This window comes from Brevibacterium iodinum ATCC 49514, assembly GCF_900169265.1.
Lineage (GTDB): Bacteria > Actinomycetota > Actinomycetes > Actinomycetales > Brevibacteriaceae > Brevibacterium > Brevibacterium iodinum.
This window is the reverse complement of the sequence record NZ_FXYX01000022.1, coordinates 1-23,396: the sequence shown is the minus strand read 5'-3', so window position 1 is coordinate 23,396 and position 23,396 is coordinate 1. Positions and strand designations below refer to the sequence as shown.

Here is a 23,396-nt window from a genome sequence, read left to right as displayed (position 1 = left end):
CCCGGTCGTCTGCGGCCGAGATCGTCAGTTCTGCGGCCGACGGCTGCCCGGCCCCTCGGGACGGTCAGCCGTCGGAGTCGTCGCGGGTCTGCAGGAGTTCGTAGACGGGATTGTGCGCGGTGAGCACTCCGTCCTTGCCGCAGAACCGTCCTTCTAAGACGATGAGGGACCCGGGACGGATGCCGCTGATCTCCCGGCGTCCGAGGAATTGGGCGTGGGCTTCACCGGTGCCGTCGGCGACGGTGATGTCGAGCCTGGGGCTGTCGGCGCTGCACGACTGAGTGGTCGCTGAGACGACTCCGGCGATGCGTGAGGTCTTTCGCGCCTCCAGCTCTTCGACCGGAATGACCCCGGGGATCTGGCTGACCAGGCGCAGATCGGCCCGGGCCTCGGCCTCACGGGATCCGAAGTCGCGCACGAGGCGAGGGATGAGGTTCCGCATCAGCGCTCAGCGGACCTCTGTGATCTCGGGGCCGCGCTCGAAGGGGTTGAGCTCGTCCTCGTCCTTCTTCTCCTCCGCCTCGTCCTGGTCGACCTGCGGTGCGGTCAGTGCGATGAGCTCGCGGGGAGCCATCGCTTCCTCACCGCGATCGACGACGACACCGCGGAAGAGTGCGGAGAGTTCGGCACGCACCTCGTCATCGGTCACGGCCTTGCCGGAGAACACGGCGCGGACGAACCACCGTGGTCCGTCGATGCCGGCGAAGCGCATGGCGCGTTTGCCGGGGCGACCGGATTCCGTCTTCGCCGGAACCTCGATTGCCAGCTCCTTGCCGAGAGAGGTGTGCAGCTCGGTCGATTCCCCACCCTGTTTGGTCACGGATTCGGCGAGCTGACCGCGCACCGTGTTCCACAGGCCCTCGGAGCGTGGTGTCGCGAACGCCTGCAGCTGGATGCCTCCACCGTCGTGGATGAGGGTGACGGCCAGCACGCGCTGAGAATCGTCGTCCGTGTCCAGGCGCACCTGCATGCCGTCGACGACGGGCACCTTGAGCGCGCCGAGGTCGAGGCGGTCATGCTCCGGGTACTCTTCGGAGATATCGAAGGGGCCCTTCTCGGACCGGTCGAAGGGTGCGGACTTCTCCAGCCGCGCTTCTTCCTCGTCGATATCGTCATCGGACTCGGCCAACTCTGCGGCGGACTCTGCCTCGTCGTCATCGGCGGCGTCGTCTGCACGATCGGCCGCCTCGGTGTCGGGGTTCTGAGCGTCGAGCTCATCGTCGTCGGTGAGTTCGTCGTCGGCGCGGACGTCGTCATCGGTCGGTGTGGATTTCTTGAACCGGGAGAACAGTCCCATGAGTCCTCACTTCTCCTTTTCGCTGAGGCCGGCGACGATTCCGCCGGTGGATCCGAATCCCCCGGCGCCGCGGGCGCTGTCTTCGAGGGATTCGACGATGTCGAAGTCGGCGTGGGCGATCCTCTGGATCACGAGTTGGGCGATGCGGTCCCCGCGCACGACGCGCAGCGGGGTCTTCGCGTCGAGGTTGATCAGCGGCACCTTGATCTCGCCGCGGTAGCCGGCGTCGATGGTGCCCGGCGCATTGACGACCGTGACTCCGTGCTTGCTCGACAGGCCCGAACGCGGATGCACGAAGGCTGCATAGCCTTCGGGCAGGGCGATCGCGATTCCAGTCGGAACGACACGGCGCTCGGACGGTTCGAGCACGAAGTCGATCGCCGAATGCAGGTCTGCACCGGCGTCGCTCGCATGCGCGTAGCCGGGCGCGCTCATGCCCGCGTCGAGGAGCTGGAGGTTGATCTTCACGGTTTCCGTCACAAAGATGCACTCTAACGCTCCAGCCTGAGCGGGGCCAAACTTCTCGCTATGGGACAATGGCCGCATGGCAACAACTCAATCCGGAACCCATGTGGTCTATCAGGAGAAGGTCCGCCCCTCGGTCGGCATGTGGATCCTCGTCGTGGTGGCGGCTCTGTCCACGGCGCTCATGGTCATGCCCGTCTGGCAGCTCGGCACCATCATCCTTCCCGTCGTCAGCTTCGTCCTCTTCGCCTGGTGGCTGAATTCGCTGACGCTGACGATCATCGTCACCGAACGGCAGCTGTTCGTCGGCGAAGCTCATATCGACCGCACGTTCGTTCCGGGCGCAGTCGCCTTCGACGGCGAGGAGGCCCGGCAGGCCCGCGGAGTCGATCTCGATGCCCGCGCCTTCCTCAAGATCCGCCCGTGGGCGAAGTCCGTCGTTCGCATCGATCTCGACGATGAGACGGATCCGACCCCCTACTGGCTCGTCTCGAGCCGTCACCCCCACAAACTAGCCGCCGCCCTCACCCCCTGATTACTACCTGACGGCGGCCCAGCAACCTCGCGCGAGGTTGCTGGGCCGCCGTCAGGTAGTAAGGGGAGAAGAACGGACCGCGACCCTTTCGAGGGTGCGGTCCGTCTTCGGGTTTTCGCGAAGAGAAGCGATTCAGCCTGCACAGTCTGTGCAGATGGGGACACCGCCTTCTTCGGTCGCAAGCTGAGAGCGATGGCGGACCAAGAAGCACTCCATGCAGGTGAACTCATCGTTCTGCTTCGGCAGGACCCGAACGGAGAGCTCTTCGTTCGACAGGTCCGCACCGGGAAGTTCGAAGCCTTCGGCTACTGCAGTCTCGTCTTCGTCGATCTTGCTCGCCTGATCCTGGGAACGCTGGGCCTTGAGCTGCTCGATCGAATCGCTTTTGATCTCATCGTCTTGCTTGCGAGGTGCGTCGTAGTCTGTTGCCATATGGCCTCATCGCTCTCTGTCCGGAGGGGGTGCCGAAGAGGAGCATCTTCTCCTCTTCCGAGATGCGTCCCCAGCATTTTGCACTGTATGCTTGCCGTTGGCAAGATGGAAAGAGTACCTGATGCAGTGATTCTCGTCACCAGCTTGTCCGCATGGACAGAGCACACATAGAGTTCACGAAATGCTCTGCAAGAATGCTTGTGATGGACAGCACCGACAGCACGCTCTGTCGGTCGAATACCGGGCTCGTCCCCTGTGGAGGCGGCCCGAGGAAGGACGGATCCACAATGAGTGAATTCGCTGATCAGCTCGACACCCGAATCGATGATGTCCGTCATCGCATTCACGAGGCCCGTTCCGCCGGTGATGACTTCCTCGTCGAAAATCTCATCGACGAGCTGCAGAACCTGATGGAATTGGCCGGACGCAACGATGTCGACACCGGTCCCATCGCCGAGGTGATCCAGGCCGAGACGGGGGCCCTGCCGGTCATCCCGAGCCCTGAGGACCACTGAAAGAACACAGAGAAGAACCCTCACTCACCGATTCGGTGAGTGAGGGTTCATTCGTCTTCAGGACTCAGTTCGCCATGGCCCAGTTCGGGTAGGTTGCACGTTCGATGCGGCCGCGGCAGCAGTCGATGCTGCAGGCTCCGCTGCCGGGCACCAGAGCCTTCGTCCCGGGCAGAGCCGGAACGTCGACGTCTTCCCCGCGCAGCTGAGCCACGCGCTCCTCGACGAGGTCGACAAGTCCTCTGACGAAGGCGTCATGGGTGCCGACGGTGTCGACCCGGGTGAAGTCGAGACCGAGTTCTTCAGCGCTCACCTTCGCCTCGGTGTCGAGATCGAAAGCGACCTCCATATGGTCGGAGATGAACCCGATGGGCACGAGCACGACACCGGTCACCCCCTCCTCTGCGAGTTCGGTCATCCGGTCGTTGACATCGGGTTCGAGCCAGGGCACCTCAGGTGAGCCGGAACGCGAGCAGTAGACGAGTTCGGACGGAACACGATCCGCCTCATCGATGCGCTCCATGAGATGGTCGATGAGTTCTTGGTGCTGGGCCCGATAGCCGTTGGTGGTCACCTCTGAAGCATCTTGCATGACGTTCGGGATCGAGTGGGTGACGAAGAGGATCCGGTGCTTGGCCGAATCCATCTGCCCGACCTTCGACCGAAAATCGGTGAGGCCGTTGTTGAGGCAGTCGGCGCAGGCGTCAGCGTAGCCGGGGTGGTTGTAGAACTGACGGATCTTGTCGATCGAGACGGTGAGACCCTCGTCCTTGAGTGTGTCGATCGTCTTCGCGAAGTCCTCACGGTACTGCCGGCACGACGAGTAGGCGGAGTACGCGGAGGTGTCGATCGAGAGGAACTGCGTGGCGCCCTCCTGTGCCAGCTTGCGCACCTCATCGGTGAGATAGGGATCCCAGTTGCGGTTGCCCCAGATCAGCGGGGTCTCGATTCCGCGGCGATCGAGTTCGTCGCGCAGCGCGGCCAACAGCGCCTTGTTCTGATCATTGATCGGCGACTTGCCTCCGAAACCGAAATAGTGCTCCCCCACCTCCTCGAGCCGTTCCTCGGGAATCCCGCGGCCGGCGGTGACGTTGCGCAGGAATGGAACCACTTCTTCTGGGGCCTCCGGTCCTCCGAATGACATGAGGATCAGGGCGTCGATGGGTGCAGTCGTATTCACGTACCCGATTTTACAGACTGCAGAACCACCCGGCGCGCTGTCCGTACAGTGAGCCGCGCCCACTCACGGTGCAGACGCCGACCGGAGGGTCTGTCGCCCGCCCTCGCCGGTGTCGTGGCGACGCCGGCGGCGTGGAGGCGCCGCTGTCCGAGCCGACGCACGGGTTCCCTTCTCGCACATTTCTCGCACGGGCGTGGCCGGTCTCACAGAATCACTCCGCCGGCTCCCGATCCGCCCCGTGATTTCGCGACTCGCGCGGAAATCTGCCCGGCACGACGCGCCGAACGTGACACGATCTTTAAGAGACGCGACAAAGGAGCTTAAGGCAATGCGTGAACTGATCTTGAACGGAGTCAACGCAGACGGCACCCATCTGCTGTTGAACGACGAGAACGGGCTTCAGTACCGAGTCGTCCTCGATGAGGCTCTCTTCGCCGCGGTCCGCAGGGACCGCTCCCACAACAAGTCCGAGACTCCCGTGCGCCCGAAAGAGATCCAGGCCATGATCCGCGGCGGCATGGACGCTGAGGAGGTCGTGGCCGCCACCGGTGCCGACATCGAATACGTGCGCACCTACGAAGGTCCGGCGATGGCCGAACGCGAACGCACCGCCTACCTCGCCAGCCGCCATCCCATCTATTCCGATCATGATCCCAACGGCGAGCCGACTCCGCTCATCGAGCTGTGTCAGGAACGCCTGGCGATGCGCGACGTCGATATCGAGACGATGGAGTGGGATTCCTGGAAGCAGCAGGACGGCAACTGGTACATCCAGCTCAGCTTCACCGCCGCTGATCGTGTCCGCACCGCCAGCTGGCATTACTACCGTCGTTCGCTGACCCCGATCGACGACGAGGCGAAGTGGCTCGCCGATTCCGGTCCCACCGACACCGGACCGATCCCGAACTACGGCAGCGGTGCCGAACGACAGAGGAACACCGAGGAGGTCGATGTCCTCCCGGCGACCGATCAGTCGTCCGCGTCGATCGCCGCAGACGGACCCGTCCGTCCCACCGCCGGTTCGGCGCCGTCGCAGCAGGCCCGCGATCATCAGGCCGAGACCGGCCGGATTCTGGAGAACCTGCGCAAACGCCGCCACGCCGAGGAGGAGCCGCGAACCCGTCTGCGCGCTGTCACCGAGGACCCCGAGACTCACCCGCAGGGAGCGCACACCGCTCCGGGCCAGCCCGAAGCCGCCACCGATGACGAAGTCTTCGCCTTCGAAGATGCGGCTGTCTCGGCTGAGGAACCGCAGGAGCCGACCGAGAAGGTCGGCGTCTTCGACGACGAGAATCAGCTCTCCCTGCTCAATGAGCCCGGAGTGAGCGATCACGACGACCAATTCAAGGACTCCGCCTCGGCGAAGGATCCGAAGCCGAAGTCGAAGAAGAACTCGCGTGCCTCGATCCCGAGCTGGGACGAGATCATGTTCGGGTCGAAGCGGGACTGACCTCAGACTCTCGAGTGCTCGACCTCGGAATCGCGTGAGCCGAGGTCCGCTGCACCCGGTTCGCCTGTGCCGAGGTCGACGACCTCATCGCCGTCCGAGATCAGTCTCCTGTCATGGGTGACCATGACGACCGTGCGGGCGCCCAGGCTTCCACGGAGATCGTCGATGAGCAGCCGAGCCGTCTCATCGTCCAAGTGCGCCGTCGGTTCGTCGAGGACGATCACATCGGCTCCGGTCAGCAGGGTTCTGGCCACCGCCAATCGCTGTCGCTGACCGCCGGAGATCTCCGCTCCGTGGTCGCCGACCCACCGTTCGAGCCCCTCTGCATCGGCCCAGTCGCTCAGCCCTGCCGCTCTCAGCACGGAGATCATCTCGTCGTCCCCGGGGACCGACCGCCCGGCGAGTGCGAGATTGCCGCGCACGGTGGAGCGGAAGACGTGTGCCTCCTGAGGGCACCAGGCGATTCGGCCGACGAGGTCTTGGGATGAGCAGGTGAGCATATCGTGGTCGGTCCCGCTCCGGTCACGAGCACGGTAGCTGCCGGACCAGGGGTCAAGGAACCGCAGAAGCACACTCAGGCTCGTCGTCTTACCGGTTCCGCTGTCACCGCACAGCACGGTCCAACTACCGCGTTGAGCTCTCAGGTCGAGTCCTGCGACGACAGTCTGTTCGTCCCATCCGACGGTGATCTCGTCGAATTCGAGGGCGTCGACGCCGACGAGCTCGACCGGGCCAGAGCTGCGCGACGAGTCGTCGCTCTCGCCGGCCGTCGTTCCGGCAGCAGGAGCCTGCACTTCGACGTCGTGTCCCGAGACCTCGGCTTCGCGGTCCGCCGCACTGTCTGCATCGGGCAGACAGTCCAGTGCCGATCCCAGGGCGGGCAGCTGGCGGAACGCTTCGAGTGCCGAAGCGAACACTTCGCCCAGGCCCAAGGCCATGAGGGAGAGCACCGCGACGATCTCTGTCGGAGCATCCGTGGACACCGCCAGGATCACTGCGGTGGTGAACGTGCTCAGCTGCAGCCACAGTTGGGCGAGCCCGAAGTTGCGGGCAGAGGCCTTCTGCTTCTTCTCGAGGTCGGCCTCCAAGCCGGCCAACAGGCCGAGGACTGCGAAGTCGACCCGGTTCGTGCGCAGATCGTCCTTTGCATGCAGAGCGCGAGTGAGCACGGACAGGATCCGGTTGCGGTCCTCCCTGATTCCGTACGCCAACCTGCTCTCTGCCCGGATGACGAGAATCGGGACGATGACGAGGTTGATGACACCCACCAGGACGAACCAACCCAGTGACCTCACGTCGAGAAGTGCCGCAGTGATGCTCACGCCGATGACGACCATGGTGGAGACGAAAGGCGGGAACAGAGTCCGGGGCACCAGGTCGCGGACGTCGTCGGCGTCGGCGACCATGGCGCGCAGCGCCGAATCCGAGGTCAGCAGACGCCGATCACTCATGCCGACGCGCTCGAAGTGCTCCCACAGCCGTGTGCGCAGTCTCGTAAGCGCGGCGAAGATCGCCGAGTGGAGTCTCAGCCGGCTGGCGTAGAGCAGCACGGAGCGACCGAGCCCGAAGAAGCGCACACCGACGATGGCGACCATGAGCAGCATGATCGGCGGCTGGTACGAAGCTTCGACGATGAGCCATGCGGAGACGGCAGTCAGGGCGATGGCCGCGAGGCTGGACGCGCAGGCGGTGAGCGCGGCCACCAGCATGGTCGGGGTGAACAGCGGCAGGTTCGAGCCCAGTATCGACCAGCGACGTCGCAGTGCACCTGTCCAGGACTCGCCCCCGGAGTCCTGCGTCGAGATGTTCGGGCCTGGTTCGACGCCGGACCGATGCCCGGGCTCGCTGCCCGAACCCGTCCGTTCCGCCGGATCGGAAGCGTCATTCCGCGCCTGCGCGACAGGAGCCTCGGCGCCGTCGGTTCGGGCATGATCCGCGATCGCGGTTGCCTTCGAGCCCGCTGGTACACCGTTCTCTGCCGCTTCGACGTGCGTCTTCTCAGGGCGGATCTCTGTGTCGGCCAGCGCGCGAACCTGTTCGTCATGGCTGGCGAGGATCACGCGGTGGGTGGCGGCCGCCTCGGCGATCATGTCGATGACGATGGCGGCATTGTCGGCGTCGAGGTGGGCAGTCGGTTCGTCGAGGACGAGCAGCTCGGCCCCGTCACCGAGGCGGTGCCGCACTCGAACGAGCGCCAGCCGACGCTGCTGGCCGGGGCTCAGCGCCGCCGTCTGCACCCGCAGATCGGTGGGCAGTCCGGCAGCCGACAGCGCCGTCCGAGCCTGGTCGGCGTCGAGTCCGAAGAGTGCCAGTTCGGCGCCGATGGTCTCGGCGAACATACGTGGAGCCTGCGGCACATAGGCCGCGCTCACCGGGCCGACAGTGGTGTGTGCATCTGCTGGCAGACTGCCGACCAGCGCGCTGAGCACTGTCGTCTTGCCGGTTCCGGACCTGCCGCTGATCGTCGTCACTCCCGGCCGGGTATCGATGTCGCCAGACCACGTGATGAGTGTGCCGTCGGCGTAGAGGACCCTCTGCTCCCCCGCCCGGCCGGGGGTATCGAGCGCGCGTGCGCCCGCCGTCGTCGACCGGGCCGTCACCGGCTCGGTCGCCGGCACATCCTTATCTGCCGACCGTGTCTCCGACAGCAGCGCCCGAGCTCTCTCCCGAGCCTCACGCCCGTTCTCGCTCGCATGATAGCCGGCCCCGAGTTCCCGCAGGGGGATGAAGCATTCGGGTGCGATGAGCAGAACCAACAGGCCATCCCCGAGGTCCATCGACCCGTTGACCAGGCGCACACCGATGACCACGGCGACAAGCGCCACGGAGATCGTGGCGATGAGCTCAAGCGCCAGACTGGAGAGGAACGCGATGCGCAGCGTCGTGAGGTTCGCCTGATGGTAGCGCTCCCCCAGTTCCCGCAGCCGGCGCGCGTGATCGCGTGATCGGCCGAGACCGATGAGGACGGGCAGCCCCTCGGCGAGTTCGGCCAGGTGATCCGACAGCCGCTCCAGAGCAGCCATGGTCTCCGAGGTCGACTCTGCCGTGTAGCGGCCGATGAGCACCATGAACATCGGCACCAACGGCAGGCACACCGCGATGATGACCGCCGAGAGGACATCGCTGAAGACGATCCGCACCAGCAGTACGATGGGCACCACCGCGGCCGCGGTCAGGGCCGGCACCACCGTGGTGAAGTAGTCGTCGAGATCGTCGATTCCGCGGGTGACCGTGACCGCCGCATTCGTCCGCGGGCGTCCCCGGCCGCGCAGCAGACCGGAGAGGATCGAGCGCCGCAGACCCTGTTTCGAAACGGCTGCCAGGCTGGTGCCCAGACTGCGGTCGAGCCAGAGACCGCCGCCGCGCAGCAGCGCACCGAGGGCTCCGAGGACCACCCACAGTCCGGGCGCGCTGTGGCCGATGATGGCTCTCACCAGGGCTTCGGCGATGAGCACGATTCCCACCGACCGGCACAGGGCGGAGAGCACGGACAGTGCCAACCCCCGCCGACCGGTCGGCAGCTCGAGCAGGATCGACAGGGGCGAGCTCACGATCGGATCGCCACCGGCAGCTTGTGAGCTTCGGGGATGTGGGTCTCGGCGATGCGGCCGAGGAACATCCGGTAGCTGAAGATCTGGTAGGCGATGATGATCGGCAGGATCACGATCGTCACGATGAGCATGACGTTCAAGGTGTAGTCCGACGAGGATGCCGCAGCGATCGTCAGCGAGTTCGCCGGGTCGATCGTCGAGGGCAGGACATTCGGGAAGACACCGGCGAAGACCGCGGCCAGACCGGCGATGAGGTAGATCCCGTGCAGGATGAAGGCGCGCTTCTCGGCACCGGCGCGGACCGCGACGAACGCGAAGATGAGAGCGGCGATCGCGATGAGCACCGGAATGACGAGCCAGGTCCGCTGGGTGATCGAGAAGGCGAACCAGATGAGGAACGGAATCGCGGCCGGCAGCATGATCCGACCGGCCCAGCGCCGCGACCGCGCCCGGACCTCGCCCTGGGTCTTGAGACCGAGGAAGATGAGCCCGTGGGCCAGGGAGAAACCGAGGCCGCCGAGTCCGCCGACGAGCGCCGGCCATGACATCCAGGCGAAGGCACCGCCGATCATGTCGCCATGATCATTGAGCGGCAGCCCGATGGTCGTGAGTGCGAGCATCGCACCGATGCAGAAGGCTGTTCCGGCTGATCCCACGGCCAGGGCCCAGGTCCAGAAGGCCTTCCACTTCTCCGAGTGCCCCTTTCCGCGGTATTCGATGGCCACGGCGCGGAAGATCAGCGCGAGCAGGCAGACGGTCAGTGGAATGTAGAGCGCGGAGAACAGTGAGGCGTACCAGTGCGGGAAGGCGGCGAACATCGCTCCGGCCGCGGTGATCAGCCAGACCTCGTTGCCTTCCCAGACCGGACCGATCGAGTTGAGCAGAACGCGCTTGCTGCGTTCGCTGCGGCTGAGGAAGGGCATCATCATGCCCACGCCGAGGTCGAAGCCGTCGAGGAGCAGGTATCCCATCCAGAGCACGACGATGAGGACGAACCAGATTGTGGCGAGGATTTCCATCGTGACCTTCCCTCAGTACGCGAACGACAGGACGTCGTCGCCGTTGTCGGTGATCGTGGGTTTCGTATTCGTCTGGTCGAGCTCGGGCATCGCCGAGGCGACTCCCCCCTTGACGTACTTCGTGATCAGCCGCAGTTCGACGACCATCAGAATTCCGTAGACGGAGGTGAGACTGATCAGTGAGAACAGCAGCATCGCCGGTGTCACCTCGGGTGACAGCGCCGCCTGGGTGTACATGTACACTCCGTCGAGCTGAGCCGGGTTCGGTGCGACGACGAAGGGCTGGCGTCCCATTTCGGTGAAGATCCATCCTGCCGAATTCGCGAGGAACGGTGCCGTGATGGCCAGGACGAATCCGCGGCTGAGCCATTTCGACTCGGGCACCGTGCCCTTGCGGGCCAGCCACAGTCCGATGACGCAGACGCCGGCGGCCAGAGCGCCGAAGCCGATCATCATGCGGAAGCCCCAGTAGGTGACGATCATGATCGGCTGGTAGTCGATGGGTTCGCCGGCGTGGTCGCCGTACCGCGGGTCGTCGGGGATATGCGTGCCGTAGCGCTCCTGGTATTCAGGCAGCAGCGTCGTCACACCGTGGACCGGGGTGTCGAAGTCGCCGTTGGCCAGGAAGGACAGCAGACCGGGGATCTCGAATATGTTCTGCACTCCGTCGCAGTCGTTCGACGACGGGTCGGCGATCGTGAGGACGGAGAATTGGGTGCCGTCGTGGCAGGCCGCTTCGGCGGAGGCCATCTTCATGGGCTGCTGATCGAACATCAGCTTGGCTTGGACGTCGCCGGTGATCGAAACGCCGGCGAAGGCGAGGACGCCGACGATCGCGCCGATGCGCAGGGACTTGATCCACACCGCATGATCCGTCTTGTCCCGCCCGGGAAGCTCCTTCGAAGAGCCCACGATGACCTTGCCGTCGGCACCGACAGTGTCGATTCCGGCCTTGCGCCGGTGGTAGAGGTGGTACCAGGAGATGCCGAGGAGGAAGGATCCGCCCACTGCCAGGGCACCGAAGATCGTGTGCGTGAAGGCGGCGACGGCGGTGTTGTTGCCGAGGACCGCCCAGACGTCGGTCATCACGGGCCGACCGTCGACCATCTCGACGCCGACGGGGTGCTGCATCCAGGAATTTGCGACGATGATGAAATAGGCCGAGATCCATGTGCCGATGACGGCGAGCCACAGCGAACCGAGGTGAACCGCGCGAGGCAGTCGGCCCCAACCGAAGATCCACAGGCCGAGGAAGGTCGACTCGAGGAAGAAGGCCAGCAGAGCCTCAAGCGCCAGGGGCGCGCCGAAGACGTCGCCGACGAAGCGGGAGTATTCGCTCCATGCCATGCCGAACTGGAATTCCTGGACCAGGCCGGTGGCCACGCCCATGATGAAGTTGATGAGGAAGAGCTTGCCGAAGAACTTCGTGCTCCGCAGGTACACCTCGTTGCCGGTGCGATGATAGATGGTCTGCAGGACCGCCACGAGCATGCCGAGTCCCAGGGTCAACGGCACCATCCAGAAGTGGTAGACCGTTGTGATTCCGAATTGCCAGCGTCCGATGAGGACCGGGTCCAGCTCCATGGGTGCTCCATTCAGGTTTCACGCGAGCAATATTTCTACGTCACGTAGAATTCTACAGTTCGTAGAAACCCTGCCCGAGTGGTTTCATCATTCAAGACTCCCGGTTCCAAGTATGCTCTCGGGCAAGCTCCCCTGACCAGGTCCGCCCCTCTGCCGATGCTCATACCTCTGTGTGGAATTCGACAGACTGTAGAGATATACTGGAGCGATCAGGCCGACAAAGAAATTGAGGGCGAAAGAACTGTGGGAACACTGGGTGAACTCGAACGCAGCGTCATGGACGCCATCTGGGTCCACGACGAGGGGTTGAGCGCCGCCGAACTCCGCGAAGTCCTCTCGGATCGTGAGCTCGCGCTGACAACGGTCCATACGGTCCTGTCTCGACTCGAGAAGAAGGGCTTCGTCACTCGCGATCGCAGCATCCGTCCGCATCGCTATGTCGCGGTATCGACACGTGAGGATCACGTAGCGGAGCTGATGAACGAGATGCTGTCTCAGGCACCGGATCGTCAGGCTGTCCTCGCTCGCTTCCTCGGCACCGTCTCGGAGGCCGACACCAAGGCGCTGCGCAATCTGCTCGGGCGCAATCACTCGACGCAGTCCTGACTCAGGCCGGTCACCTCAATGACCATCGTGGGAATCGTTCTGGCCGTGCTGGCTTTTCTGCTGGCATGGCCTATTCCTGCGGCCCTCGCGCGTTTCCGCGGTGACCCGATCTCTGAGGTCGTCCTCTGGCAGGCTGTCGGACTCTCCGGAGGACTCTCCCTCATCGGCGCTGCGCTCGCCTTCGCGGTCACCCCGGGAACGACGAGTCTCCCGCAGGGACTCTTCGACCTCATCCGGGGCAAGGACCACACTCAGCTCTCACTCTTGGCCTGGATCTTCCTCGTCATCGCCGTGCTCCTCATCGGTCGGCTGCTCGGCTGCCTGGTCCTGACCCTCTATTCGGCTCGGCAGACTCGCCTGCGCCACGACGAGATCCTGCATCTGCTCAGCGAACCGTCGATCGCCTATCCCGACACGCGCATCATCACCACCGATGAGGCCGTCGCCTACTGCCTGCCCAAGGGGCCGCGGAAGGGCACTGCCGTTCTGTCGACCGGTCTGCTCAAGGCCCTCGACGAGGATGAGCGCACCGCTGTCATCGCCCATGAGCGGGCGCATCTGGATTTCCGGCACGATGTGCTCGTCATCCCCTTCGCCGCCTGGCATCGGGCCCTGCCGTACTTCTCGGCCACGGCGATCGGGTTGAACTCGGTGAATCGGCTCATCGAGCTCATGGCCGATGATCAGGCCCGCGACCATGTCGATCCGCAGATCCTGGCTCAGGCAGTGAGATCGGCCGCCGCGATCAGCCCCGACCACCGCAGCGATCTGTCCGCGCAGCGCATCCAGCGCCTGTCGCATCCCCTGGATCCGGCGCGGATCCCCGTGCGGCTGATGTCGATCGGACTGGCCGTTCTGCTGCTGCTCCTGCCGACCCTGCTCATCGTCACACCGTCCGCATTCGGCATCTGAACCCGGACCGATTCTCGGTCCGGGCTCAGATGAGGTGGCGCTGACTCAGCATTGGTGCTGACTCAGCAGTCGAGATCAGCTGTCGATGCGTTCGGCATCGAGGACGGCCGCGCCGGAGACGATGAATTCCTTGCGCGGCCCGACCGATGATCCCATGAGGAGTTCGAAGGTGTTCTCCGCCATCTCGGCATCCGCCATCGTCACCCGACGCAGGGTGCGCATGCTCGGGTCCATGGTCGTCTCGGCCAGCTGATCGGCATCCATCTCGCCGAGGCCCTTGTACCGCTGGATCGGCTCCTTGTAGGTCTTCTTCTGCTTCTCGAGCTTCTTCAGCAGAGCGTGGAGCTCGGCTTCGGTGTAGGTGTAGACGATGTCGTTGGGCGTTCCGCGCTTCGTCACGACCTCGACTCGGTGCAGTGGAGGCACGGCCGCGAAGACGCGACCGGCCTCGACCAGCGGCTTCATGTACCGGAAGAACAGAGTCAGCAGGAGAGTGCGGATATGCGCTCCGTCGACATCGGCGTCGGTCATGATGATGACTCGGCCGTACCGGGCAGCGTCGATATCGAAGCTGCGCCCGGAGCCGGCGCCGATGACCTGGATGAGTGCTGAGCATTCGACATTGGCGAGCATGTCGGCCAGAGTCGCCTTCTGCACGTTGAGGATCTTCCCGCGGATGGGGAACAGCGCCTGGTGGTCGGAATTGCGAGCGGCCTTCGCCGTCCCCATCGCCGAGTCTCCCTCGACGATGAACAGCTCCGTGTTCTCCACCCCGTTGTCACGGCAGTCGTAGAGCTTCGCCGGCAGCGACGAGGCTTCCAGCGCGGTCTTCCGCCGCTGGTTCTCCTTGTGGGTGCGGGCGGAGATTCGCGACTTCATCTCGGCCACGACTTTCTCCATGAGCACAGCGGCCTGCTGCTTCTCAGCACGTTTGGTCGAGGCAAGCACCTCGCCGAGCTGAGACTCGACGGTCTTCGCCACGATCTGTCGCACTGCTGCGGTGCCGAGGACCTCCTTGGTCTGCCCCTCGAACTGGGGTTCGGCCAGCTGCACGGTGACGACGGCGGTGATGCCGGCGAGCACATCGTCCTTCTCGAGCTTGTCCTTGCCGACCTTGAGCTTGCGTGCGTTGGCGTCGACGGCCTTGCGCATCGCCTTCAGGCAGGCCTGTTCGAACCCGGCGAGGTGTGTGCCGCCCTGTGGAGTGGCGACAACGTTGACGAAGGACTTCAGCTTCGTGTCGTAGCCGGTCCCCCAGCGCAGAGCGATATCGACGCCGACCTCGCGTTCGACTTCCTTGGACTCGAGGTGACCCGAGGAATTGAGGACCGGGACGGTCTCCTTGAAGGTGCCGGTGTTCTGCAATCGCCAGGTGTCGGTGATCGGCGGGTCGATGGAGAGGTGATCAACGAATTCGGTGATTCCGCCGTCGAACTTGAAGACCTCTTCGCGCTCTTCGATGACGGCACCGGTCTCGTCACGAGTGACACCGCGACGATCGACGATGCGCAGCTCGAGACCGGGCACGAGGAAAGCGGTCTGACGGGCGCGTTCGACCAGATGCGGGTAGTCGAACTGGGCCTTGGACAGGAAGATCTGCGGATCGGCCCAGTACTGGACCCGAGTGCCGGTGGCGCCGCGCTTGGCTTTGCCGGCGATGTCGAGGCCGGTCGGCTCCTGGAAGGCCTCGAAGGGGTTGTCGGGGCTCGCTGTGCCGGAGGAGTCGTCGAAGCGTCCGGGCACGCCTCGGCGGAAGGACATCTTGTGCACCTTCGATCCGCGGGTGACTTCGACGTCGAGGCGAGCGGACAGGGCGTTGACGACCGAGGCGCCGACTCCGTGCAGTCCGCCCGAAGCAGCGTAGGAGGAGCCGCCGAACTTTCCGCCGGCATGGAGCTTGGTCATGACGACTTCGACGCCGGTCAGCCCGGTCTTCGGTTCGATGTCGACGGGGATGCCGCGGCCCTTGTCGGTGACGGCCACCGATCCGTCAGCGGCGAGTTCGATGAGGATCTCGGAACCGTGGCCGCCGAGCGCCTCGTCGACGGAGTTGTCGATGACCTCCCACAGACAGTGCATGAGACCACGGGAATCGGTCGTGCCGATGTACATGCCGGGTCGCTTGCGAACCGCCTCAAGACCGGACAGGACGGACAGGTGCCTGGCGCCGTAGCTTTCGTCTTCCACACAATTCCTCTCGTTCGATTAAATTCTAATCGCTGCACGCTCAGGACCCTATTCCCTCGGGCCCGTGTCGGGAATACATCCGGTCGACCCCGACCATGGGCACTCCTGAGCTGAAACAATGGAGTCATGCCGCATCGCCTCCTCGTCCCAAGTCTCCTTTTCACCGCCGCTCTCAGCCTGCCCGGACTGGCGGCCTGTTCCCAGGGCGCAGGTGCCCCCGGACGAACGAGTCAGGCGGCCGAGACGACCGGCGAGTCTCCGACTGCCGGCAACGGTGCGGACGGAGGCGACGACGCGAAGTCGGGCACCGCCTCGGCAAAGGAGGCAGAGGCGGATCTCAAAGGGAAGGTCATTGCGATCGATCCGGGACACAATGGCGGAAATGCGGTCCATCCGGAGAAGATCAACCGGCAGGTTCCGGACGGACGCGGCGGAACGAAGGCCTGCAACACCACGGGCACTTCGACGAATTCCGACTATCCGGAAGCCGATTTCACCTGGGCCGTGGCGAAGAAGCTGGAGCAGTCGCTGACCGACGCCGGAGCCGAGGTCGTGCTCAGCCGGAAGGACAACACCGGAGTCGGACCGTGCGTGGACGAGCGCGGAACATTCGCCGACGACGCGGACGTGCTGGTGAGCATCCATGCCAACGGCAGCGAGTCGAGTTCGGTGAAGGGCTTCCACATCATCGTCGCCGATCCCGGTGAGGACGAGAAGACCGAGAAGGCCTCCGGGGACCTGGCGAAGTCCGTGGGGAGTTCGATGGGTGAAGAATTCACCCCGAACAAGGCCTATGGAAAGGATGCGATCAGCCGTCGCCCGGACCTGGCCGGGTTGAACAACGCATCGGTTCCCGCCGTCATCGTCGAATGCGGAGAGATGCGCAACCCGTCGGAGGCAAAGCTCATGGAGTCGAAATCCGGGCAGAGGAAATACGCCGATGCCCTGTTCGACGGCGTCGTCGACTGGTTCTGACGCGTGAATGCCGAACGCCCCTGGGACGATCCCAGGGGCGTTCGCTTCTGACTGATCCGTATCGTGGACCGGCCGAGGTGAGACTCAGTCGAGATAATCGCGCAGTACCTGCGAACGAGACGGGTGACGCAGCTTGGCCATCGTCTTCGACTCGATCTGGCGGATGCGCTCACGGGTGACGCCGTAGACCTTGCCGATCTCGTCGAGGGTCTTCGGCTGACCGTCATTGAGTCCGAAGCGCATGGACACCACTCCCGCCTCACGTTCCGAGAGCGTGTCGAGCACGGAGTGCAGCTGCTCCTGGAGGAGTGTGAAGCTCACCGAGTCCGAGGGCACAACTGCCTCGGAGTCCTCGATGAGGTCGCCGAATTCCGAGTCGCCGTCTTCACCCAGCGGGGTGTGCAGCGAGATGGGCTCGCGACCGTACTTCTGGACCTCGACGACACGCTCGGGTGTCATGTCGAGCTCCTTCGCAAGCTCCTCCGGGGCCGGTTCGCGACCGAGGTCCTGCAGCATCTGGCGCTGCACGCGGGCGAGCTTGTTGATGACCTCGACCATGTGCACCGGGATGCGGATCGTTCGAGCCTGGTCGGCCATCGCGCGGGTGATGGCCTGGCGGATCCACCACGTGGCGTAGGTCGAGAACTTGAAGCCCTTCGTGTAGTCGAACTTCTCGACGGCGCGGATGAGGCCGAGGTTGCCTTCCTGGATGAGGTCGAGGAACAGCATTCCGCGGCCGGTGTAGCGCTTGGCCAGGGACACGACGAGTCGGAGGTTGGCCTCCAACAGGTGGTTCTTCGCGATGCGACCGTCGTGGATGATCCACTTGTAGTCCATCGTTTCGCGCGGGTCGGTCACCTCTCCGCCGTCGAGCAGGTGCTCGGCGTACATTCCGGCTTCGATGCGCTTGGCGAGATCGACCTCTTCGGCGGCGTTGAGCAGAGCCACCTTGCCGATCTGCTTGAGGTAGTCCTTGACCGGGTCTGCGGTCGCACCGGCGGAGACGACCTGCTGAGCAGGCGCGTCCTCTTCGTCGGCATCGGAGACGATGAAGCCACCGGCCTCGGCCACGGCGGCGTTCTTCTCCTTCTCTTCCGAGTTCTTCGTCTCGGTCGCCTCGGCGGGGCTCTCCTCTGTGGCCAGAGCGTCCGCGGCCGGTTCGACCTCCTCGGTGGTGTCGATATCGTCGTCGGTCTTCTTCGCCTTGGTCGCCTTCTTGGCTTCCTTGGCGGCCGTGGCCTTCGTCGTGGTCTTCGCCGGAGCCGCAGTCGACTTCGCGGCGGCTGTCTTCTTCGCAGCAGTCGTCTTCTTCGACGCAGCCGTCTCGGTCTTTGCTGCCGTCGACTTCGCAGTCGTCGACTTCGCGGTCGCTGTCTTCTTGGCTCCGGCAGCGGTCGTCTTCTTCGCAGTGGACTTCGACGCCGCAGTGGTCTTGGATCCACCGGTCGAGGTCGTGCCGGCCGTTCCCTCCGACTTCTCCGTCACCGTTGTGGATTCCTTGTCGACTCTGGGCACGTGTTCACCTTTCGCGAGCGTTGAAACTTCCCCATGCATTCGGACAGTACTAAGACCCAAGTCAAGTGGTCCGCGTGCGGTCCGGGGCGAACGCAGAGTTCGCCCATCATGCAATGACTGGGTCAACGCTTAATTTTCTCACGTTATTCCTCGCTTTGCGAATCGGTCGTCGAAGACTCCGGGACGATCCGTCCGGCCTGTCCCCGACAACAATGTGACCTGCGAATCTGTTCCCCTTGCCTCCCCCCTCGCGTGGATCTCGCCGAGACGGCCGACCGCCCACATCGGGGAGGCCGACCGTTCGCGCCGTACGCGGCAGCTCCGATCAGATGGTCGAACGCTGAGTCTCCGTCAGCCAGCGGGGCAGGCACCCCATTTCGACCGCGCTGCAGATGAGCTCGGCCAGCCCGTGCTCGGCTTCGAGCCCGAGAGCGGCGCGCGCATAGTTCAGCGCCATCGTCGATCCGCCCAGAGACCATTCGAACCAGGCGATGACGGCATAGGTGTTGGCTCTGGCCCGCGGGTGGCCGGCGTGCAGGTAGTCCTTGAGGAAGGCGATGGTGAGCATGATGTCGCGTGGCCTGGGCGCACGCGCTGAGAGCCCGACGAGCTGCTGAGCCGCCCGTGCTTGGGCGACCACACGGCGGCTCATCACGATGAGTTCGTCACCGTCGAGTCCCTTGACCAGGCAGGGCGGGAAGTCTGGGTGGTCGAAGCTGAGGATCATCTCGAGGGCGTCGCGCGACCATTTCTCGACGAGCAGGGTATCGAGTGCCATCACGGTGGGCAGGTCCATGAGGTCGTGGATGCGCGCCTCGTCGATCGCTTCCTCCTCGCACCGCATGCCGTCCAGGCGCGGGTATACCTCGGCGAGGATCGCGAAGGCCTCGTCCGTGCCCATCCACTCCTCGGCATGTCCGCGACGACTGTCGGCGAAGGCTTCGGCGGGCATCGGGGCGATGACGAGATCCTCCGGATCGTTGACTGGGTTGGATCCGCCGGCGACGAGTTCGGTGGCACACGCCGAGGTGGTTGCCTCGATCAGCGGTGTGCAGTCATAGCCGTCTTCGTCGATGCGTCCGAAGTGCTCTTGGTTGACCCACCATGCGCTGAGGGTGTCGACGCTTCTGGCGGCGAAGGTGATGGCCAGTTCGTCGATCGCCGCTCGGATGAGACCACGGTGGATCTCTGCGTATTCGGCGTCTGCACCGGCGCCGAAAGCGCTGACCGGCTGATAGTCATCATCATAGAGAACGAGGAAGACCCCGGTGACCGTACCTGCGCGCATGACGAGGTCGGCGTACCAGCCGCCGCCTTCGGACAGCGTCTGCGCCGCGCTCTCCCGGTCGAAGTCGATGCGCATCGTGGTCGAACTGGTCTGGCACCCGTTGAGCTCGGTGCCGACGATGACAGCGACGAGGCTGCGATGCGGGGTGTACCCGAGAGTATGGGGAATGATCCCGATGATGTCCTCGGGTGTGCGGGCCGGTGTCTTCACTGCGTCCTCCTTGATCAGTTCGGAACCAGCCGGTGCGGAGCGGTTCCCGTGCCTGAGGCGAGGCCCATGCCTGGGATGGGCTGCCTGTCTGGGTACCCACTTCAGCCGATCCCGCATCCGTTCCTCCAGATCCTGGTCTGCGCCTGTGGATGGTCCGAACGGGTCCACAGCGCTCTGATGGGCGAGTGACATCCGTCATCCCCACGAGAACCCGGGCCGAATTGCCTCAAACACCGCGCTGGCATACAAGTGAAGGGTGGCAAAGAGACGGATATACACAGCTCCTGGTTCTCAAGTGGTCGACATCTCGACGGGTGAAGCCCGGCTGGAGAAGCTCGACGGTGAGGCCGAGTCCTATGTGCTCCACGTCAATGGGGTCCCTTCTTCGTCGATCACGCTCAGCGATCCGCAGCGACTGGACTTCGAGTACCTGGACTGGATGCGACGCATCATCGACGTTCAACTCCCTGACCGGACGCTGCGGGCCGCACACATCGGTGCTGCCGGCTGTGCTCTGGCCCGGGCGCTGAACTCGGCACGACCGGGATCGAAGCAGACGGCGATCGACATCGATGCCAAGCTGCTCGACTTCGCCCGCGACTGGTTCGACCTGCCACGCTCCCCCGCCCTGGCGCTGCGCGCCGGCGACGGGGCGGTGGAGATCGGCAAGTTCCGGCCCGATACCCTCGACGTCCTCGTCCGCGACGCCTTCGACCACGACTCGGTTCCCGCGTCTCTGCAGAGTTCGGAGTTCTTCGCCTCCTGCGCCGAGGCGGTCAAGGACTCCGGCATCTATGTCGCCAATGTGCCTGACACAGGTGACCACCGCGTCCTCCGGTCCGAACTCCGCAGCCTCGGCGACCACTTCGCCCATCTTGCCGCTGCCACGGAACCGGCGATCCTCAAAGGACGTCGACGCGGAAACGTCGTCGTCCTCGCCTCCAACACTCCCCTCGACACGGGCGGGCTCGACCGCAGTCTGCGCACGGCCGCCTCCTCTGCGGCCTTCCTGGCGGGAGCAGATCTGCGCTCCCGGTTGGGCCTCTGATCTTCACGAGATCGGGACTCTGACCTTCACGTCGGGCCCGGTTGCCTCTGGGATCCCACACTCCTGCACTTTCCGACCCAGCTGGTTCTTCACCCTTCGCCCTGCTGACCCGGCTGGCTCTGCCTGCCCCCGGCAGACCGGGAATGTGAGGTACGCCCCGGTCCGAAATGACGATGCGACTACAGACACTGGGGAAAGTTCGGCATAATTGAATGCCGACCCAAGAAGGTGAGATGACCGAAACTTCAGAAATTCGTGTCGAGCAGACCAAGCTCGACGAGCTCTATGCCCGCCTCGATGAGCTTCGGGAGGAGACGACGGCCCGCCTGGGCACGGTGAGGGTCTCCGAGGTCGGAGGCAACCACCAGCACCGCACCGAACGCGATGCCTTCGCGACGATGTACGAAGATCAGCTCATCCGTCTCGACGGCGCCGAGGAGGGGCTGTGCTTCGGTCGCCTCGACATCATCGACGAAGACGACCCCACCTACATCGGTCGCATCGGACTCACCGACGAACAGCGTCAGCAGATCCTCATCGACTGGAGGGCGCCGGCCGCCGAGCGCTTCTACCAGTCGACGGCCGCCAACCCCGACGGGATCGCCCGCCGACGTCACCTCGTCACCGCGAGCCGGAAGGTCACCGGCATCGAAGACGATGTGCTCGACATCGACGCACTCGATGACGCTCAGCGATCGAATCTCCAGGGCGAAGGCGCACTCCTCGCCGCCCTCACCACTCATCGCACCGGACGGATGGGCGATATCGTCGCGACCATCCAGGCCGAGCAGGATGCGATCATCCGCCGTCCGCTCTCCGGCGTGCTCGTCGTCCAGGGAGGGCCGGGAACCGGCAAGACCGCCGTCGCGCTCCACCGGGCCGCTTTCCTGCTCTACCGTCATCGTGAGCGCATCGCGAAGTCCGGTGTCCTCCTCGTCGGCCCGTCGACGGTGTTCCTCAAGTACATCGAGAAGGTTCTGCCCAGCCTCGGCGAAACCGGGGCCGTTCTGCTCACTCCCGGTCAGCTGTATCCGGGCCTCGATACGGATGCCGCAGATGCACCGGCTGTTGCCGAGATCAAGGGCCGCTCCGTCATGGCTCGGGTGCTCAAGAACCATGTTGCGAACTATCAGCGCATTCCCGATCACGATGTCGAGATGCGGGTGCGTTCTCACACGATCGTGCTGCGTCGTAAGGACGTTCAGTCCGCGCGCGATCGGGCTCGTCGCAGCGGGGACCCGCACAATGCCGCCCGCACCGGTTTCGTCACTGGTCTGATGAAGATCCTCGCCGAGGATCTCGCCCGTGAGATGGGGATGGATGCGGCCGGCGAACGGCTGCCCGAGCTGCTGGAAGACCTGCGCTCCTCCGTCGACGTCCGTCGCGCCCTCAACCTCGCGTGGTTCCCCATCGGCCCGGCCGCCGCGCTGCGTTCTCTGCTGGGCAGGCCGCACAAGCTGCAGGCCGCTGCCCGCAAGGTCCTCACTCCTGCCGAGCAGTCGATTCTGCTCGAGCAGCGTCGGGATGAGTTCACGGTCGATGATGTGCCGCTGCTCGACGAGTTGGCCGAGCTTCTCGGTTCCGCTCCGCAGCAGACGCAGGCGCGAGATGACTCGGCACGCGAATACGCCGAAGCCGTCGTCGATATGACCGAGACCGGCGGGATGGTCTCCGCCGAGACCCTCGCGGCCCGCTGGGAGGAGCAGGGACCGACGATGACTCTGGCCGAACGCGCCCTCGAGGACCGCGAGTGGACGTACGGCCACCTCGTCGTGGATGAGGCGCAGGAGCTCACTCCCATGCAGTGGCGGGTGCTCTTCCGTCGAGTGCCGTCGAAGTCGGCCACGGTAGTCGGCGACCTCGCCCAGTCCTCGCAGGTCGACAACGCCCGCACCTGGTCGTCGATCCTGAGCGAATTCGTCGGGGATCGCTTCGCCCTCCAGGTGCTCACGGTCTCCTACCGCACCCCGCAGTCGGTGATGGATTTGGCCAACCGCTACCTGCACCGGCATTTCCCGCAGCTCGAACTCGTCGAGTCGGTGCGCCAGGGAGGGTCGGACCCGCGCCTGGATTCCTTCGCCGACGAATCGGAGATGCTGGGTGCCCTCCCCGAGACAGTCGAGGCCGAGGTGTCCGCTGCCGAAGGTGGGAAGGTCGCCGTCATCGCTGATGAGGAGCTCATCGAGCCCGTCGCCGAGGCGATCGCGGACTTCGATTTCGGGCGGTCGGTCACGGGCTTGGACCATCAGATCGCCCTCATCACCCCGCAGCAGGCCAAGGGCCTCGAGTTCGACGCGGTGATCATCGTCGAACCCGGCCGCATCGCCCCGCTCGGCAGCGAGAAGGGCGTCGGCAGTCTCTATGTGGCGCTGACCCGCACGACGGAACGTCTGCGTGTCCTGGCATCGGCATCGACGGAGCTCACCGAGATCTTCTCCGCCGAAACGATCCGACAAGCCAGCTGACCCCAAACCCCGTACTACTACCTGACGGCGGCCCAGCAACCTCGATCCTTCTATGTCTTGTCAAGCGGGTTGAGGAACGGTATCTAGCGCGTTGAGGATCTTGTAGACCCGGCGCGCTAGATACCGTTTGAGGTTGCGCTTGATCTCCCTCTTGGATTTCTTCGT

The 23,396-nt window shown here is 64.6% G+C and carries 19 protein-coding genes; 8 read left to right on the top strand and 11 right to left on the bottom strand.

Going from position 1 to position 23,396, the window contains the following annotated elements; genetic code table 11:
* Positions 1-64: 64 nt before the first annotated feature.
* From BI49514_RS13320 to dut, 3 genes are read right to left on the bottom strand one after another with little or no spacing between them, the layout of a single operon-like run.
* Positions 65-442 carry an OB-fold nucleic acid binding domain-containing protein gene (locus BI49514_RS13320; protein WP_101546975.1) on the bottom strand — a complete coding sequence of 126 codons (378 nt, stop codon included), beginning with the start codon at positions 440-442 and terminating at the stop codon, positions 65-67.
* Positions 443-448: 6 nt separating this feature from the next.
* The gene (locus tag BI49514_RS13315) at positions 449-1,297 is read right to left on the bottom strand and encodes a DUF3710 domain-containing protein (protein WP_101546974.1); all 849 of its coding nucleotides are present in this window, start codon (positions 1,295-1,297) and stop codon (positions 449-451) included.
* Between the two features lie 6 nt (positions 1,298-1,303).
* Positions 1,304-1,777 carry a dUTP diphosphatase gene (dut, locus tag BI49514_RS13310; RefSeq protein ID WP_244195121.1) on the bottom strand — a complete coding sequence of 158 codons (474 nt, stop codon included), beginning with the start codon at positions 1,775-1,777 and terminating at the stop codon, positions 1,304-1,306.
* Positions 1,778-1,841: 64 nt separating this feature from the next.
* Between dut and BI49514_RS13305 the strand changes: the two genes are divergently transcribed.
* Positions 1,842-2,297 carry a DUF3093 domain-containing protein gene (locus BI49514_RS13305; protein ID WP_101546972.1) on the top strand — a complete coding sequence of 152 codons (456 nt, stop codon included), beginning with the start codon at positions 1,842-1,844 and terminating at the stop codon, positions 2,295-2,297.
* 132 nt (positions 2,298-2,429) lie between these two features.
* On the opposite strand, the gene BI49514_RS13300 is transcribed toward BI49514_RS13305, so the two are convergent.
* Positions 2,430-2,729 (bottom strand): DUF4193 domain-containing protein, encoded by a 300-nt coding sequence (locus BI49514_RS13300; RefSeq protein WP_101546971.1) that lies wholly within the window; start codon positions 2,727-2,729, stop codon positions 2,430-2,432.
* Between the two features lie 287 nt (positions 2,730-3,016).
* On the opposite strand from BI49514_RS13300, the gene BI49514_RS13295 reads away from it, so the two are divergent.
* Positions 3,017-3,244 (top strand): hypothetical protein, encoded by a 228-nt coding sequence (locus BI49514_RS13295; RefSeq protein ID WP_101546970.1) that lies wholly within the window; start codon positions 3,017-3,019, stop codon positions 3,242-3,244.
* A 64-nt stretch (positions 3,245-3,308) separates the two neighbouring features.
* Here BI49514_RS13295 and BI49514_RS13290 read toward each other — a convergent pair whose 3' ends face one another.
* A complete protein-coding gene (locus tag BI49514_RS13290; protein WP_101546969.1) occupies positions 3,309-4,421 on the bottom strand; it encodes a ferrochelatase in 1,113 nt (370 codons plus the stop codon).
* A 328-nt stretch (positions 4,422-4,749) separates the two neighbouring features.
* On the opposite strand from BI49514_RS13290, the gene sepH reads away from it, so the two are divergent.
* Entirely contained in the window at positions 4,750-5,871 is a 1,122-nt protein-coding gene (sepH, locus tag BI49514_RS13285) for a septation protein SepH (protein WP_101546968.1), read from the top strand.
* Between the two features lie 2 nt (positions 5,872-5,873).
* Here sepH and cydC read toward each other — a convergent pair whose 3' ends face one another.
* From cydC to BI49514_RS13270, 3 genes are read right to left on the bottom strand one after another with little or no spacing between them, the layout of a single operon-like run.
* A complete protein-coding gene (gene cydC, locus BI49514_RS13280; RefSeq protein ID WP_101546967.1) occupies positions 5,874-9,422 on the bottom strand; it encodes a thiol reductant ABC exporter subunit CydC in 3,549 nt (1,182 codons plus the stop codon).
* Entirely contained in the window at positions 9,419-10,441 is a 1,023-nt protein-coding gene (gene cydB / locus BI49514_RS13275; RefSeq protein ID WP_101546966.1) for a cytochrome d ubiquinol oxidase subunit II, read from the bottom strand. The genes cydC and cydB overlap by 4 nt, the downstream gene beginning before the upstream one ends.
* Positions 10,442-10,453: 12 nt before the next feature.
* A complete protein-coding gene (locus BI49514_RS13270) occupies positions 10,454-12,025 on the bottom strand; it encodes a cytochrome ubiquinol oxidase subunit I (protein WP_180954387.1) in 1,572 nt (523 codons plus the stop codon).
* Between the two features lie 243 nt (positions 12,026-12,268).
* On the opposite strand from BI49514_RS13270, the gene BI49514_RS13265 reads away from it, so the two are divergent.
* Together BI49514_RS13265 and BI49514_RS13260 are read left to right on the top strand one after the other, a co-directional pair.
* Entirely contained in the window at positions 12,269-12,631 is a 363-nt protein-coding gene (locus tag BI49514_RS13265; RefSeq protein WP_101546965.1) for a BlaI/MecI/CopY family transcriptional regulator, read from the top strand.
* Between the two features lie 18 nt (positions 12,632-12,649).
* Positions 12,650-13,543 (top strand): M56 family metallopeptidase, encoded by an 894-nt coding sequence (locus BI49514_RS13260; protein ID WP_101546964.1) that lies wholly within the window; start codon positions 12,650-12,652, stop codon positions 13,541-13,543.
* Positions 13,544-13,618: 75 nt separating this feature from the next.
* Here the strand turns inward: BI49514_RS13260 and BI49514_RS13255 are convergent, their stop codons facing one another.
* A complete protein-coding gene (locus BI49514_RS13255; RefSeq protein ID WP_101546963.1) occupies positions 13,619-15,730 on the bottom strand; it encodes a DNA gyrase/topoisomerase IV subunit B in 2,112 nt (703 codons plus the stop codon).
* A 126-nt stretch (positions 15,731-15,856) separates the two neighbouring features.
* Between BI49514_RS13255 and BI49514_RS13250 the strand changes: the two genes are divergently transcribed.
* Positions 15,857-16,705 (top strand): N-acetylmuramoyl-L-alanine amidase, encoded by an 849-nt coding sequence (locus tag BI49514_RS13250; RefSeq protein ID WP_101546962.1) that lies wholly within the window; start codon positions 15,857-15,859, stop codon positions 16,703-16,705.
* An 84-nt stretch (positions 16,706-16,789) separates the two neighbouring features.
* Here BI49514_RS13250 and BI49514_RS13245 read toward each other — a convergent pair whose 3' ends face one another.
* Positions 16,790-18,259 carry an RNA polymerase sigma factor gene (locus BI49514_RS13245; protein ID WP_101546961.1) on the bottom strand — a complete coding sequence of 490 codons (1,470 nt, stop codon included), beginning with the start codon at positions 18,257-18,259 and terminating at the stop codon, positions 16,790-16,792.
* Positions 18,260-18,545: 286 nt separating this feature from the next.
* Positions 18,546-19,718 carry a DUF4192 family protein gene (locus BI49514_RS13240; protein WP_167443952.1) on the bottom strand — a complete coding sequence of 391 codons (1,173 nt, stop codon included), beginning with the start codon at positions 19,716-19,718 and terminating at the stop codon, positions 18,546-18,548.
* Positions 19,719-20,013: 295 nt separating this feature from the next.
* Here BI49514_RS13240 and BI49514_RS13235 point away from each other — a divergent pair, with 295 nt between their 5' ends.
* Together BI49514_RS13235 and BI49514_RS13230 are read left to right on the top strand one after the other, a co-directional pair.
* Positions 20,014-20,766, top strand: a complete 753-nt coding sequence (locus tag BI49514_RS13235; protein WP_244195123.1) for a spermidine synthase — start codon at positions 20,014-20,016, stop codon at positions 20,764-20,766.
* A 233-nt stretch (positions 20,767-20,999) separates the two neighbouring features.
* A complete protein-coding gene (locus BI49514_RS13230; RefSeq protein WP_101546958.1) occupies positions 21,000-23,231 on the top strand; it encodes a HelD family protein in 2,232 nt (743 codons plus the stop codon).
* The last annotated feature ends 165 nt before the right edge of the window (positions 23,232-23,396 follow it).